Origin of the sequence: Kocuria arenosa (assembly GCF_042879215.1) — a bacterium.
In the GTDB taxonomy this organism is placed as follows: domain Bacteria; phylum Actinomycetota; class Actinomycetes; order Actinomycetales; family Micrococcaceae; genus Kocuria; species Kocuria arenosa.
The window spans coordinates 275,800-288,780 of sequence record NZ_JBHZTA010000004.1; the positions used below are offsets into that span (position 1 = coordinate 275,800).

A 12,981-nucleotide genomic window follows, 5' to 3' on the forward strand; every position below is an offset into this window, starting at 1 on the left:
GGGTGAACGGCGTCGGCAGTCGGTACCGACCGGGGCGGCACCGGGGGCCAGGGCGGCACAGGGGGCCGGACAGGCTCAGGGGCCCGGGAACGTGACCCCCGGTGACGGGGCGGCCTCGCCGGGGGCGTTCAGGAACGAGAACACGCCGACGCCGAGGGTCAGCGCTCCGGCCAGGAGGATGGCGGTGAGCTCCCGGGCGCCCACGCGGACGGTCGGGCGGACTCCGCGGTGGGCGCCCTGGCGGGGCCCGTCCTCGGGGACGTCGTCGAACTCGTCGTAGGGGTACTGGGTCATCCGTGGTCTCCTCGCTGCCGACGCAGCCTGGCCACGAGCATCGGGTCGTGTTCGAGGGCGGCGCGGGTGTCGATCAGGACGTTGAGCCGCTGGTAGTAGTGGGTGGGCGAGAGGTTCAGGCGGCGGCGGATCTCCATCTCCTTCGCCCCCTGGTACTTCCACTGCAGGTTCTCGAGCGCCAGGATCTCGCGGTCCACGGCACCCAGCCCGGCCCCTTCGCCGGCCGGCCCCCCGTCCGGCGCCGGCTCCGCGCGGGATGCAGTGTCCTCGCCCGGCGACGGCTCCTCGCCGGGTGAGGTGTCGTCGGCGGGCACGGTGTCCTCGGGCACGGCGTCCTCGCCGGTCACCGCGACTCGGCCCGGGGCCGCACGGAGACGGTGGTCAGCTGCGCGTCCTCGCCCGCGTCCACGACGGCGCGCACCGCCGCCGCCACGGACTCCGGGCGGATGTAGCGCTCCGGGACGTACTCGTTGCCCAGGCCGGCCTGGATGTTTCGCTGCATCTGCGTGTCGACCGGCCCGGGGTGCACCGAGCTGACCACGATGCCGTCGGCCTCGACCTCCTGGCGGAGCGAGTCGGCGAGCGCGCGCAGCGCGAACTTCGAGGCCGCGTAGACGGCGTCCCCGGCGCGGGCCGTGAATCCCGAGCCGGAGTTGAGGAACACGACCTTGCCCCGGGCGGCCCGCAGGGCCGGCAGCAGGAGCCGGGTCAGCTCCGCGGGGACCACCACGTTGAGCTCGAGCTGCGCCCGCCAGTCCGCCACGGAGGCGGCCTCCACGGTGGTGCGCCCCGCCACGGCCGCCGAGTGCACGAGGACGTCGACCCGGTCCAGATCGGCCACCACGTCCGGCAGGGCCGCGACGTCGGTCAGGTCGGCGGCGCGGACGGTGACGTGCGGGAGGTCGGCGAGCTCGGCCAGCCGGGCGGCGTCGCGGCCCAGCGCCAGGACGTCGTGGTCGCGGGCGAGGTCCACCACGCACGCGCGGCCGATGCCTCCGGTGGCCCCGGTGACGACGGCGCGGGGGCGGGTCTCGGTGGGGGAAGCGCTCATGCGCCCACTCTAGCCAGTCCGGCGCCGGTCGCGCCCGCCCTCGACGGAACGGGCCGGGGCTGTGACGGCCCCGGTATCCTGGCCCGCAGCCGACCACGCGGAGGAGCCCCATGGCAGCCGACCCTCACGCCGCGGGAGATCCCGGGGCGGACCCGGACAGCGCGGAGAAGCCCTCGTCGCCGGCGCAGATCACGAGGCCCTCGTGGGGCTACATCCTGCGCCGGTCCGTCCACGAGTTCCGTCGCGACGAGTGCACGGACTCGGCGGCGGTGATGACGTTCTTCGCCGTGCTGTCCATCTTCCCGGGGCTGCTCACGGTGGTGTCGGTGCTCGGCGTCGTCGGCCAGGCGGAGGCGACCACCAGGACGCTGCTGCGCCTGCTCGACGAGTTCGGGGCCCCGGAGGGGGCCGTGGCCGTGCTCGAGGGGCCGATCGGCGAGCTCACCGGTTTCCCGTCCGCGGGGCTGGCGCTGGTCAGCGGCCTGGTCGGCGCCCTGTGGACGGCCTCGGGCTACGTGCGGGCCTTCGGGCGGTCCATGAACCGGATCTACGAGGTCGAGGAGGGCCGCCCCGTCTGGAAGCTCTACCCCCTGATGATCGGGGTGACGTTGTCCCTGGTGGTCCTGGTGGTGGGCATGATGCTGCTCCTGCTGCTCTCCGGGCCGGTCGCCGAGCGCCTCGGCGGGCTGATCGGCCTGGGCGGGCCGGCCCTCCAGCTCTGGCAGGCCGCCCGGGTCCCGGCCCTGCTGGTGCTGCTCGTCCTCGTGATCGCCCTGCTCTACTACGCCACCCCGAACATCCGGCAACCGAGGTTCCGGTGGCTCAGCATCGGCTCGGTGGTCGCCATCGTGGTCATGGCCGCGGCGACCGCCGGGTTCAGCTTCTACGTGTCCAACTTCAACGACTACAACGCCACCTACGGCGCCATCGGTGGCGTGATCGTCCTGCTGCTGTGGATCTGGATCATGAACATCGTGCTGCTCGCCGGGGCCGAGCTCAACGCCGAGATCGAGCGCGGACGCCAGCTGCAGGCCGGGATCGAGGCCGAGGAAAGGCTGCGGCTGCCGCCACGGGACCTCCGGGGCGTCCGGAAGCTGCAGGCGAAGGAGCAGGAGCTGGTCGAGGAGGGCCGCGCCCTGCGCCGTCGGCACTCCGGGCCGGACCACCGGGCGGACGGCCGGGCCGGAGACGGCGCGGCACCGGCCTAGAGTGGTGTCCGGCACACCCGCTTCCACACCCGCCGGCACACCGACACCAGCACCGACACCCGCACCAGCACCGACACCCGCACCGAGGAGCACCGTGAGCGAGCCCCAGCCCCTGGACAGGATCATGGCCCCCGACTGGGCGGAAGCCCTGGCCCCGGTGGAACCGCAGATCCGGCAGATGGGCCGGTTCCTGCGCGAGGAGCACGCCGACGGGCACCGCACGCTCCCGGAGGGCGCGGCGGTCCTGCGGGCGTTCCAGGAACCGCTCGAGCAGGTCAAGGTGCTGGTCGTCGGGCAGGACCCCTACCCGACGCCCGGCCACGCCATGGGCCTCTCCTTCTCCGTACAGCCCCACGTGCGCCCCGTGCCGCGCTCCCTGCAGAACATCTACAAAGAGCTGCGGGAGGACCTCGGCGTCGAGCCGCCGGAGCACGGGGACCTCACCGCGTGGTCGCGGCAGGGCGTGATGCTCCTGAACAGGGTCCTCACCGTGCGCGAGGGCATCCCCGCCTCCCACCGAGGCAAGGGCTGGGAGGCCGTCACGGAGCGCGCCATCCAGGTCCTCGCCGCCCGCGGGGTCCCGCTCGTGGCCATCCTGTGGGGCCGGGACGCGCGGAACACCGCCGCGTGGCTGGACGGCTTCCCCACGGTCGAGTCCGCGCACCCGTCCCCGCTGTCCGCGTCCCGGGGCTTCTTCGGCTCCCGGCCGTTCTCCCGCACCAACCAGCTCCTGGAGCAGCAGGGCGCGGAGCCCGTCGACTGGCGGCTGTGACCCCGGCGGACCTCCGTGAGTAGGGTGGGCGGCATGACGACGACCCCCGGGGCCCGGCCCGCCAGACCCCGCAAGCCGCAGCTGAACCTGACGGTGCGCTCCCGCGAGCTGCTGTCCCCGTCGATGGTCCGGGTAGTCCTGGTCCTCGACGATCCCGAGCGCTACGCGGACATCGCGCCGCCCGAGAAGTACGTCAAGCTCGTCTTCCTCCGGCCCGACCCCGAGCACCCCGGCACCGAGCACCCCGGCACGGCGGCTCGTGGCTCGGCGCGCCCGGGAGCTGCGGACACGGTCGCGGAGCGCCCGGACACGGAGCCCGGAGAGAACCCGGACTACTGGGAGCTCAAGGAGACCCTGCCGGGCGACCGGCAGCCCGTCACCCGCCACCTCACCGTCCGCCGGTACGTGCCCGAGCGGCACGAGCTGTGGATGGACTTCGTGCTGCACGGCGACGAGGGCTTCGCCGGCCCGTGGGCGGCCCGCGCCGAGCCCGGGGACCGCATCATCGCCCTGGGCCCCGGTGGAAGGTGGACACCGGCCCCGGATGCCGCGTGGACCCTGATCGCCGCCGACGACGCCGCCATCCCCGCCGCTCTCGCCGTCCTGGAGGCTCTCCCCGCGTCCGCGCGCGGCGAGGTGCTGCTGGAGGTGGACTCGCCCCGCGACGTCCAGCCCGTGTCCGCCCCGGCGGGGATGGCGGTGCGCTGGGTGTTCCGCGCGGACGGCGGGCCCGAGGAGGACCCGGCCCTGGTGCGGGCCGTGCGCGAGGCGGTGTGGCCCGCAGCCCCGGAAGGGGTGCAGGTCTTCGCCCACGGCGAGCGGGAGGTCATGAAGGCTCTGCGCGAGGAGCTGTTCACCCGTCGCCGGCTGGAGCGGGACCAGGTCTCCTTGTCCGGCTACTGGGCGCGGGGCCGCACCGAGGACGTCTTCCAGGCGGAGAAGAAACTGCCGGTGGGGCAGATCCTCTGACCCGGATCCGCGCGTGCCGGTCGATCGGCCCGGAAGAGCGGCGGAGCACCTCCGGGGCCCGGACCCCGGGGGCCGCCTCCGTTCCGAGCCGGCTCGGCGACGGCGAACCACTGACCACGGAGACGCCTCCCGCACCGTCGGAGCGACAGTCCCGGCCGGTCAGCGGCGTCGGTTGCGCCGGGAGCTGGTGCCGTTGAGGTGGCCCACGAAGGGCCGCATGAGGTATTTGGCGAGCACCACTCCGGAGGCCAGGGCCATGATGGTGGCCATGGCATTGGCCAGGAGCACGATGCCCGCGGCGTAGCTCTCCGTCTCCACGGTGAGCATGTACATGCCCCGGAAGATGGACAGGCCCGGCAACAGGAACGTCAGGGCGGGGATCGCCACGATCAGCTGGGGCACCCGGTGGTAGGCCGCCAGCAGGGTCGCCACGGAGGCACTGACCACGGCGGCGAGGGCGGTGTCCATGCGCTCGCCGAGACCGACGGCGATCCCCGCGTGGTAGACCACCAGCCCGGCGAAGCCTGCGAGCGCGCTGGAGAGCACGTGCTGGGGCTTCGCGTGCACCGAGAGGGCGAGCAGAGCTGTGCCCACCAGCATGAAGACCGTGTTGACCACCGGGGAGGCCGGGACGAATGTGCCCTGGGCGACGTCGACGCGGGGCATGCCGAGGTAACCGGCGAGCGACACGCCGCCGGCGATGCCGGCGACGAGGCCGAGGAAGGCCATGGCCGTGGACAGCAGGCGGCCGGCCGCCGTGACGGGGAACCCGTTGATGGCGTCCTGCATCGTGGAGACCATCCGGGTGGTCGGCAGCAGCAGGATGATCCCGCCCGCGATGACCAGGGCCGGGGAGAGGTCCAAGCCCGTCCAGGAGAGCAGGAGGGCGAAGACCGTGGCGATCCCGGACTGGGTCGCCAGGACGAAGAACTCGGGGATCCGCCAGGTGCGCAGGCGACCGGCGACCGACTGCACCACCACCCACGACACCCCGGCGACCCCGGCTCCCGTGGGGCTGCCGCCCATACCGATCGTCAGGGCCATCACGGCCACGACGAGGGCGGCCGAGACCATCCACCGCGAGTACGGCTTGGGCTTCGCGTTGATCGCGTCGAGGCGTCGCTCCGCCTCCGCCCGGGGCATCTCCCCGCCCGCAATCTCAGTGACCAGCTGGTGGGTCTCCCCCAGTCCGGCGTAGTTGTCGGTCCATGACCGCACCACGCGCATCACCGTGTGGCTCGAGGTGTCGGGATCGTTGAAGACGTCCTCGCGGGTGCCCCCACCGTCCTCGGTGTCCTCCACGTAGTTGATCGTCACGGCCTGGTTGGTGATGTCCACCTCGACGTTCTCGACGCCGTAGGTGGCGCACACGGCGATGATGGCGTTCTCGACGTCGAGGGCGTCCGCGCCGTAGTGGAACATCGTCTCCGCGAGCCGCAGCGCGAAGTTGAGGGTGCGCCGGGCCTGCCGGCTGGTGGACTCCCCGAACCGGCGCAGGTTGGCGAAGGGCGAGGCGTTGAGCCGTTCCACCACGCGCATGGGGGCGGTCGGGGCGGCCTCGCCCTGCAGGATGGAGCGCAGCCGGGCGCGCCCGCCGGGCCGGGTGCTCTGCGCCCGGGTGGACGGGTAGGCGCCCCGCTGCATCCGGTCGGAGCTCTTGCCGGGAGCCGGGAGGGGCCCGATCGTCGTCGTCTCCGGGCGGGAGACGGGGACCGTGTCGGTGCGGCGCCGTCGGCGTGCCGACGCCGCCAGGGGCACGGTCTCGGCGGCCGAGAGCAGCTCCCGGCGCTTCTCCGGCTCGGGGGTGTCCCCGTACCGGCGGATCAGGCTCGTGCTGAGCACGGGCAGGGCCTGCGGGGCGTCGGGCACGATGTCGAGCGCGGTGGTGCCCGCGCGGCGCCGGGCGTGGAGGGCCTGGTCCTCGGTGGGGCGCACCGCGGGCAGGCCCGCACCGTGGTGGGCGACCGGGCGGGCGGCGCCCGTGAGCGTCGTGTCCCCACCGGGCCCGAACGGCTCGACGACGTGGACGTCGGGCTCCTCGGCCCCGGCCGACGAGGGGTAGGCGGCGAACGGGCGCAGGGGGGCGCGCTGGTCGGTCACCACGCGGCGTTCCTCCTTCCGTGGCGCGGGGGGGGGCGGGGGCCCGGCGGGCGGTCGGGGCCGGGTCAGTAGAAGGGCTGGCCTGTGCGCCGCACCCACAGCTGGCGCTGGACCTTCTCGGCCACGTTGGTCCACACCGCGTACTTGGCGGGGCTCAGGACCTGGTCGTGGACGCCCACGAAGTCGACGACGGTCTTGGTGAAGCTCGTCTTGAACAGGCCCAGCCCGTAGTAGGGGTGCTCCTTGTCCTTGAGCTGGTCGCTCGGCGGGGTGCCGCAGAAGTCGTACTCGACGATCCCGTGCTCCCGCATGAGGTCCGTGATCGCGGTCCACTGCAGCAGGTGGGAGTCACCGTACTGGCGGCGCCGGGGCTTCGAGCCGCCGTCCTTGTAGGTGCCCTTGTCGCCGTAGGCGATGACGTAGGCGCCCACGGAGGGCTCGCCGTCCTCGTAGGTGAAGTACAGCCGGCCCTGACCGGCCTGCTCGAACGCCGTCCAGAACTTCGCGTAGTACTCGTAGGAGCGCAGGTTCACGTTCGCGTCCCCCTGACCCACCGTGTCCATGAGCGCGTACATCCGGCGCATGTTCTGCTCGGTGAGCTCGACCCGTTCGACCGTGCAGCCCTCGCGCAGGGCCCGCCGGACGGCGTTGCGCCCGCGGGAGTGCAGGGACTTCAGCACGGCCTCCTCGTCCCGGTCGGTGTCGAGGACCGCGGTGGAGTCGTTGGGCTGGATGTTGAAGGACTTCTTCAGCCCGGCCCGCGCGAGCACGCCCCGGGCGTAGTCGGAGTCCAGGACGTCGGGCTCGATCTTGATCGCGAAGACGTTCAGCCGCTGCTCGGCCACGAGCCGCGCACTGGCCGCGGCGATCCCGGGGATGTCGTCGACGGAGGCGACGTCGGGGCCCTTGATCATGTACCAGAGCTTGCCGAGGGCGGGCACCGCCTTTTCGAGGACGAGGTTGTAGGACGCCTGCCCGCCGTCGGCGGGCTCGTGCACGAGGTGCAGGGGCCGCCAGCCGTGGTCCGCCTTGACGTCCGCGAAGGACGCGGACTGCAGCAGGTTGCCGCCGTGGGGGTTCGCCGTGACGTGGGCGTCCCAGTCGGCGATCTCCTGGGCGGTGGCGAAGCGTGCGGTGAACTCTCGCAAGGCTCTCTCAATCGTCGGGGTCGTCGGGGCCGGCCGGCCGGGGGTGGCCGGCGGGCCGGTGCGCCGGCGGGGGCCGGCCCCGGTCAGTCTAACCGCGCAGGCCTGAGCGGATTCTGAGCCGTGCCGGACGGGTGCCGCGACCCGCGTCCCGGGACCGGAGAACGGGCTGTGTATTCTGTTCAGGCGGTTCGCACCGGCAGGTACGCGGCTCGCGCCAGACGCAGCCCGCACCGATCCCCGGCGCGGTCCGGACCAGGGAGGTGGCGGAAGCCGTGGGTGGACCGGGCGGGCGGTGGAGCATCGCCCGCGCGGCGGTCCTCGTGACCGGACTGACCACCGTCTCCACCCTTCTGGGCTTCGCGCGCGACGTCGTCGTCGGCGCGGTCTTCGGCGCGGGCGCCGAGCTCGACGCGTGGTTCGTGGCGCAGGGCGTGCTGAACGTCGTCCTCGGTCTGATGGCCTGGGCCATGGCCCGCTCCGTGACTCCCGTGACCTCCCGGGAGGCCGCCCGGGAGCGCGCCGACGGCACGGGGTGCCGCGGCCACCGCGGCTTCGAGGTCTCCCTCACCGTCACCGTGGTCGTCCTCGGACTGGCCGCCGTGGTGACGGGTCTGCTCGCGGAACCCGTGACGGCCCTGCTCGCCCCCGGGTTCGACGACGCCCAGACCGCCACGGCCGCCTCGCTCACCCGGATCGTCCTCGTCGCGACGGTGCTCGTGGCCGGCACCGACCTGCTGGCCTCCCTCGTCCAGGCGCACGGCCGCTTCGCGTGGTCCTCTCTGCAGGGCGTCCCGTTCAACCTCGTCATGATCGCCGCAGCCGGCCTGCTCGGGCCCCGGTACGGGATCTCGGCGCTCGCCGTGGGCTACGTGGTGGGCTCGGCGGCGCGGCTGCTGATGCAGGTGCCGCCCGTGCGGGCGCTCGGCACCCGGCTGCGGCCCCGGTGGGACCTGCGGGACCCGGGCTTCCGGGAGATCGCCCGGCTCGTGCCGCCCATGCTGGTGGGCAACGCGGTGGTCAACGTCAACACCCTCGTCGACCGGGCGGTGGGCTCCACCCTCGAGGACGGCACGATCACGGCCCTGTCCTACGGCTGGCGCCTGGTCGACCTGCCCGAGACCATCGTCATCGCCGCTCTGCTCGTCCCCCTGTACCCCGCCCTGGGCGCCTCCGCGGACGACCGGCCCGAGCTGCGGCGGCTCGTGAACCGGGGGCTGTCCGTGGTCGTCACAGTGCTCGCCCCGGTGTGCGCGGTGTTCGTGGTCGCGGCCGGGCCCCTCGTCGCCACGGCCTTCGGTCACGGGGCGTTCGACGACGGGGACGTCGCGGCGACGGCCACCGCGGTCGCCTGGTACGCGCCGGCGCTGCTCGCGCTCGGCTTCCGCCAGGTGGTGATCCGCGCGTCCTACGCCCTCGGGGACTCCCGCGGGCCGGTGGTCGTGGCGGTGCTGGCCATGGTCGTCAACGTGGTCGGCGACATCGTGCTGGCGCCCGTGCTGGGCCTCGCCGGCATCGCGGCAGCCACGACCGCGTCCCTGGTCGTCGCGGCGCTGCTCAACGCGTGGCTGCTGCACCGGCGGCACGCCGGGCTGGACGCCCGGGCGGCGACGGCCCTGGTGGTCCGGGCGCTCGTGCTGGCGGCCGCCGCCGGCGCCGCGGGGCTGGGCGCACGGGAGGCGCTGTCGGAGCTGCCGTCGTTCGTGCTCGCGGCGTCCTGCGCCGCCGTGGTGGGCGGGACGTACCTGCTCGGGCTCGTCGTGCTGCGGGCCCCCGAGCGCCTGCTCGTGGGCGAGACCCTGCGGACGCTGCGCCGACGGCGCTGACAGGACGCCCCGCCGGGAGCGGGCCCCGCTCCCGAGCAGCACCGTGGACGACGCCACGGGCGCTGCGCCGACGGCGCTGACAGGCCGCCCCACCCGGAGCGGACCCCGCTCCCGAGCAGCACCGTGGACGACACCACGGGCGCTGCGCCGGCCGCGCTGACAGGGCGCCCTACCGGGAGCGGACCCCGCTCTCGAGCCGCCAGGTGGCCAGGTGCCACGTGGGGCCGGGGTCGCGGAGGTCCCACACGCTGTGCTGGGCGCCGCGGCCCCAGCGGAGGGTGTCCGCGACGTCCGCGGCCAGGCCGCCGCGGCGCTCCACGGATGCCCGGCGCAGGTCCCCGGCGAGCCAGGCGTAGCGGACCCCGGGACGGGCGTCCGGCAGCTCCGGCACGGGCCCGCCGAGCACCAGGCGGCCCCACGCGTCGGCCAGCCCGGGGCGGGCGGCCTCGGCCAGGGCCATCGAGCCGAAGAAGCGGCCGTTGAGGTCGATGAGCTGCGGAACGCCGTCGTCCCCGGTGAGGAACTGGAGCTCCACGAGGCCCCACCAGCCGAGGTCGCGCAGCAGCGCCTCGGCGCGAGCCGCGAGCGCCTCGTCGACAGGCACCGTCTGCGCGCGGGCCGAGACGCCGCTGGGCGTGGGCCACAGCCGGGAGGTGGCCTGCTGCACCCGGCCGCGCAGGCGGCCGTCGTGGTAGACCCCGATGAGGGCTCCGAGGGTGCCGCGCACAGGCGCCTGGAGCACCGGCTCGGCACCGGCCTCGCGGATGCGCCGGACCTGTCCGGCGGCGGCAGGGGCGCCCGGGAAGAGCTTGGCCTCGATGCGGTGGGGGCGGATCTGGCCGGGTGCCCAGTGGGCTCGGCACTTGACGACGACCGGGCCGTCCCAGGCGGCGAGCGCCTCGTCCGTGGCCGCCAGCGTCCGGGGAGCGGTCAGGCCCGCCCGGGCCGCGCGGTCCGCGAGACCGACCTTGTCGAGGGCCGCCGCGACCACGTCGGGCCCCGGGTGCGCCACCGCCGCCGGGAGGTGCTGGCGGTAGGCCGAGACCGCGGCCATCCAGTCGTCGCCGGCGCCGAAGACGACGTCGTAGGACCTCTCCGCGACCGCCCGGCGGACGCCGTCGATGAAGCGGGCGCCGTCCCCGCGCGGGCGCGGCACCTCGTGGCGGACCGCGGCCGCCCGCGTGGCGCCGAGCATGCCCGGCCCGTCCGGGGTGCCGACGCCCACGTGCCAGCCCGCCCGCTCGAGCGCGCGCGCCGCCGCGAGGGCCCCCCGGTCCCGTCCCGTGCCCACGATGAGGGCCCGCCGCGGTGCCTGCGCGGCGCGCTCCGGCTTCCGGCGGCGGCGGTCGAGCGGTGGTCGGTCGGCGGTCATCGGTCCTCCATCGGGGTGTGCGGGCTTCTCCTCCACGGTAGTCGGCGCACGTGAGAGGCCCGTGAGACCGGTCGGGGAACACCACGGCGCCCGCCCACCGTGCGGTGGGCGGGCGCCGTGGACGGACGGTGCGGGACGGTCCTACTCGGCGTCGTGGTCCGTCTCGAGGATCTGCACGAGCGCGTCGAGCGCGTCGTCGGCGCCCGCGCCCTCGGCGCGGAGAACGACCTTGTCCCCCTGGGCGGCGCCGAGGGACATCAGCGACAGCACGCTCGAGGCGTCCATCGCCTCGTCCTCGGGCTCGCCCTCCGCGGCGATCGTGATGTCGAGGTCGTACTCCCCGGCCGCCTCGGCGAAGATCGCGGCGGGACGGGCGTGCAGGCCGACGGACGAGGCGATGGTGGCGGTGCGTTCTGCCATGGTGGTGCTCCTTCGGGTTGCGGGGTCCTGGGTGATGGTCCCCGGGGCTGGGGTAATGCGGAACGGTGCGGTCGGAGGATCAGAGCCCGAGCTCGGCGAGCACGCTGAGCTCCGTCCGCACGGCGGCCGAGGCCTCCTCCGCGCTGGGCTGCTCGATCGCGACCTCGGCGAGGGCCTGGGCCGTGGCGAGGTCGACGCTGCGCAGCACGGCGGCGACCGCGGCCAGTCCGCGGGGGCTCATGGACAGGGTGTGCACCCCGAGGCCCACGAGCACCACGGCGAGCGCGGGATCGGCCGCGGCCTCGCCGCAGACGCCCACGTTGCGCGGTCCTGCGCCCTCGGACTCGGCCCGGCGGGCGCCCTCCACGGTGTAGCGGATCATGCGCAGCACGGCGGGCTGCCACGGGTTGTTGAGCTCCGCGAGGGAGCCCATCATCCGGTCCGCGGCCATCGTGTACTGGGTCAGGTCGTTGGTGCCCAGGGAGACGAACTTGACGTGGCGCAGGATCTGGTCGGCGGTGACGGCCGCGGACGGCGTCTCGACCATGACCCCGGGCACCCGCAGGCCGGCGGCCGTCGCCATCGCGGCGAAGTCCCGGGCCTCCGAGGTCGTGGCGATCATCGGCGCCATGACCCACACGTCCGCGTCAGTGGCCTTCTCCGCCAGGGCGATCGCCTCGAGCTGGCGGGCGAGCACGCCCGGCACCGAGCGGTCCGTGCGGTAGCCCCGCACTCCGAGCGCGGGGTTGGGCTCGGCGGTGTCGGTGAGGAACGGCAGCGGCTTGTCCGCCCCGGCGTCGAGGGTGCGGACCACGACCTTCTTGCCGGCGAAGGACTCGAGGATCGCGGTGTACTGCTCCACCTGCTCCTCGACGGAGGGCTCCTTGTCCCGCCCCAGGAAGCAGAACTCGGTGCGCAGCAGTCCCACGCCCTGGGCCCCGGCCGCGGCCGCCGTGCGGGCGTCCTCGGGGGTGCCCACGTTGGCGAGCAGCGGGACCTCGGTGCCGTCCGAGAGCACGCCGCGGCCGTCGAAGGCCTCGCGCGCCGCGGCGCTGCGCACCCAGGCCTCCACGAGCTCCTGCTCGTCCGCACCGGGCTCCGTGCGGATCTCGCCGGTGGCGCCGTCCACGAACACGCGCGTGCCGTCCGCGAGCGCCTCGACGCCCCGGGCCGCCACGACCGCGGGCAGCCCGAGGTTGCGGGCCAGGATGGCCGTGTGGGACTGCGGCCCGCCGCCGGAGGTGACCAGGGCCAGGACCATCTCGGGGTCCAGGGTCGCCGTGTCGGCGGGCGCGAGGTCCTCGGCGGTCAGCACGAACGGGACGTCCCGCTGGGGGACGCCCGGCATGGGCAGCCCCTGGAGCTGGGACACGAGCCGCGCCCGGACGTCCTCGATGTCCGCGGCGCGCTCGGCCATGTACCCGCCCAGGGCGCGCATCTGGTCCGCGTAGTCGCTCGCGGCCTCCCACAGGGCGCGCTCGGGGGCGAGTCCCTTGCCGTTGATCAGCTTCGCGGCGTTCTTCAGCAGTGCCCTGTCCCCCGCCATGAGGGCGGTGGACTTGAGCACGTCCGCGGCGTCCTTCTCGACGGCGACCTCGGCGCGGCGCTTGAGCTCGGCCTTGACGGCGGCAGCGGCCGTCTGCAGCCGGGCCACCGCCGCCTCGGGTTCCTCGTCCCGCAGCGTCAGCCCCGCGGCCGGCTCGGAGACCGGCTCCGGCATGCTCACGAGCTCGCCGATGACGCGGCCCGCGCACACCCCCACGCCTGTCAGTGTCTGCATGGTGTTCCTCTTCCTCGAGAAGGCTCAGGTTGGTGCGCACGGGC

12 protein-coding genes are annotated in these 12,981 nt (G+C 74.5%); 4 read left to right on the forward strand and 8 right to left on the reverse strand.

Annotation, left to right across the window (positions count from 1 at the left end; all coding sequences use genetic code 11):
• Positions 1–75: 75 nt before the first annotated feature.
• The 3 genes from ACFYE3_RS09620 to ACFYE3_RS09630 are packed head-to-tail and all read right to left on the reverse strand — an operon-like array spanning position 76 to position 1,345.
• Complete coding sequence (locus ACFYE3_RS09620; protein WP_387608448.1) at positions 76–294, reverse strand: hypothetical protein; 219 nt, start codon at positions 292–294, stop codon at positions 76–78.
• Positions 291–623: a DUF3263 domain-containing protein gene (locus tag ACFYE3_RS09625; RefSeq protein WP_387608450.1), complete on the reverse strand. Its 333-nt coding sequence runs from the start codon at positions 621–623 to the stop codon at positions 291–293. Before ACFYE3_RS09625 ends, ACFYE3_RS09620 begins: the two co-directional genes overlap by 4 nt.
• A 14-nt stretch (positions 624–637) precedes the next feature.
• A complete protein-coding gene (locus ACFYE3_RS09630; protein ID WP_387608452.1) occupies positions 638–1,345 on the reverse strand; it encodes an SDR family oxidoreductase in 708 nt (235 codons plus the stop codon).
• A 110-nt stretch (positions 1,346–1,455) separates the two neighbouring features.
• On the opposite strand from ACFYE3_RS09630, the gene ACFYE3_RS09635 reads away from it, so the two are divergent.
• The 3 genes from ACFYE3_RS09635 (at position 1,456) to ACFYE3_RS09645 (ending at position 4,294) form a co-directional block, all read left to right on the forward strand.
• The gene (locus ACFYE3_RS09635) at positions 1,456–2,553 is read left to right on the forward strand and encodes a YihY/virulence factor BrkB family protein (protein ID WP_387608455.1); all 1,098 of its coding nucleotides are present in this window, start codon (positions 1,456–1,458) and stop codon (positions 2,551–2,553) included.
• A gap of 94 nt (positions 2,554–2,647) precedes the next feature.
• Entirely contained in the window at positions 2,648–3,325 is a 678-nt protein-coding gene (locus tag ACFYE3_RS09640) for a uracil-DNA glycosylase (protein ID WP_387608458.1), read from the forward strand.
• A gap of 33 nt (positions 3,326–3,358) precedes the next feature.
• Positions 3,359–4,294, forward strand: coding sequence for a siderophore-interacting protein (locus tag ACFYE3_RS09645; protein WP_387608459.1), 936 nt, complete (start codon positions 3,359–3,361; stop codon positions 4,292–4,294).
• Positions 4,295–4,453: 159 nt separating this feature from the next.
• Here ACFYE3_RS09645 and ACFYE3_RS09650 read toward each other — a convergent pair whose 3' ends face one another.
• Positions 4,454–6,397, reverse strand: a complete 1,944-nt coding sequence (locus ACFYE3_RS09650) for a threonine/serine exporter family protein (RefSeq protein ID WP_387608462.1) — start codon at positions 6,395–6,397, stop codon at positions 4,454–4,456.
• A 62-nt stretch (positions 6,398–6,459) separates the two neighbouring features.
• Positions 6,460–7,542 carry a lipid II:glycine glycyltransferase FemX gene (locus tag ACFYE3_RS09655; protein WP_368832369.1) on the reverse strand — a complete coding sequence of 361 codons (1,083 nt, stop codon included), beginning with the start codon at positions 7,540–7,542 and terminating at the stop codon, positions 6,460–6,462.
• Between the two features lie 272 nt (positions 7,543–7,814).
• Between ACFYE3_RS09655 and murJ the strand changes: the two genes are divergently transcribed.
• Positions 7,815–9,365, forward strand: a complete 1,551-nt coding sequence (gene murJ, locus ACFYE3_RS09660) for a murein biosynthesis integral membrane protein MurJ (RefSeq protein ID WP_387608464.1) — start codon at positions 7,815–7,817, stop codon at positions 9,363–9,365.
• A gap of 169 nt (positions 9,366–9,534) precedes the next feature.
• On the opposite strand, the gene ACFYE3_RS09665 is transcribed toward murJ, so the two are convergent.
• From ACFYE3_RS09665 to ptsP, 3 genes are all read right to left on the reverse strand, one after another.
• The gene (locus tag ACFYE3_RS09665) at positions 9,535–10,737 is read right to left on the reverse strand and encodes an ATP-grasp domain-containing protein (protein ID WP_387608467.1); all 1,203 of its coding nucleotides are present in this window, start codon (positions 10,735–10,737) and stop codon (positions 9,535–9,537) included.
• Between the two features lie 141 nt (positions 10,738–10,878).
• Positions 10,879–11,157, reverse strand: a complete 279-nt coding sequence (locus ACFYE3_RS09670; RefSeq protein WP_368822653.1) for an HPr family phosphocarrier protein — start codon at positions 11,155–11,157, stop codon at positions 10,879–10,881.
• Positions 11,158–11,236: 79 nt separating this feature from the next.
• A complete protein-coding gene (gene ptsP, locus ACFYE3_RS09675; RefSeq protein WP_387608469.1) occupies positions 11,237–12,937 on the reverse strand; it encodes a phosphoenolpyruvate--protein phosphotransferase in 1,701 nt (566 codons plus the stop codon).
• Positions 12,938–12,981: the final 44 nt, after the last annotated feature.